This is a genomic window from Klebsiella sp. MS 92-3, from assembly GCF_000195655.1.
GTDB classification, from domain to species: Bacteria; Pseudomonadota; Gammaproteobacteria; order Enterobacterales; family Enterobacteriaceae; genus Klebsiella; species Klebsiella pneumoniae.
The window spans coordinates 11555-13040 of sequence record NZ_GL882779.1 but is presented as its reverse complement, the minus strand read 5'-3'; the positions used below and the strand labels follow the sequence as shown (position 1 = coordinate 13040).

Sequence of the window (1486 nt, the reverse complement as noted above, 5' to 3'; positions counted from 1 at the left end):
GCGGGGGGGGGGGGCATCTCGCTTACGCCGGGCGGCGCAACAGTTTGAAGGCGATAAACAGGAACAGGATCCACACCGGCAGCAGGATCGCCGACAGACGCATGCCGTCGATAGTGCACATCAGCGCCAGGATCAGCCCAAGGAAAGCAATACAGAAGTAGTTGCTGGCGGGCGCCAGCAGCGCTTTGAACTTCGATTCGCGCCCTTTGCGGCGCTGGGCGGCGCGGAACTTCAGGTGCGCCATACAGATCATGATCCAGTTCAGCAGCAACGTCGCCACCACCAGGGCCATCAGCAGCCCCAGCGCTTCATGCGGCAGCAGGTAGTTCAGCACCACCACCAGCGAAGTGATAATCCCGGAGAGCAGCAGGGAATTCACCGGCACGCCGCGCTTGCTGACGCGGGCGAGAAATTTCGGCGCATTACCCTGCACCGACAGGCCGAACAGCATCCGGCTGTTGGAGTACACGCCGCTGTTATACACCGACAGCGAGGCCACCAGAATGACGAAGTTCAGCGCGGAGGCCACCAGGTTGCTGTCCAGATTATGGAAAATCATCACAAACGGGCTGCTGTCGGATTTGATCTCCACCCACGGGTAGAGCGCCAGCAGCACCACCAGCGAACCGATATAGAACAGCAGGATACGATAGACCACCTGATTGACCGCTTTGGGAATGCTCTTTTCCGGGTTTTGCGCTTCGGCGGCGGTGATGCCGATAAGCTCCAGCCCGCCGAAGGAGAACATGATCACCGCCAGCGACAGAATAAGTCCGTGCCAGCCGGTGGCTAGGAAGCCGCCGTGTTTCCACAGATTGTCGAACCCGGCTTTGCTGCCGCCGTGGCCGCCGAACAGCATCCACAGGCCGAAGGCAATCATGCCGATAATCGCCAGCACCTTGATCAGCGCGAACCAGAACTCCGCTTCGCCATACAAGCGTACGTTGACCAGGTTGACGGCGTTAATAATGATGAAGAAAGCCGCCGCCCAAACCCAGGTGGGCACGTCGGGAAGCCAGTACTGCATATAGATCCCGGCGGCGGTCAGCTCCGCCATCCCTACCAGCACGAACATCACCCAGTAGTTCCAGCCGGAGAGAAAGCCGGCGAACGGCCCCCAGTATTTATAGGCAAAGTGGGCAAAGGAACCGGATACTGGCTCTTCCACCACCATTTCGCCCAGCTGACGCATGATCAGAAAAGCGACAATCCCGGCCACGGCGTAGCCCAGTAAGACCGCCGGACCGGCCATCTGGATAGCGGGACCAATGCCGAGAAACAGGCCGGTGCCAATCGCGCCGCCAAGGGCGATAAGTTGAATGTGTCGGTTCTGTAAACCGCGATGAAGCGTCGGGCCACTTTCCGTGACGGTCTCCGACGACGTTGACGCGTCTTTCACGTCGTTCCCCTGTGTGTTTTTGTGAAGGGGCACCTTTTATCACTTAGGGGGGATTGTCGCAAGTTGCGTGGGGGGGGGGGGGGGGGG

Annotated in this window: 1 protein-coding gene; it reads right to left on the bottom strand. The window is 59.8% G+C overall.

The window, feature by feature from the left end:
• Positions 1-22: 22 nt before the first annotated feature.
• Complete coding sequence (gene pheP / locus HMPREF9538_RS18730) at positions 23-1399, bottom strand: phenylalanine transporter (RefSeq protein ID WP_004151811.1); 1377 nt, start codon at positions 1397-1399, stop codon at positions 23-25.
• Between the last annotated feature and the right edge of the window lie 87 nt (positions 1400-1486).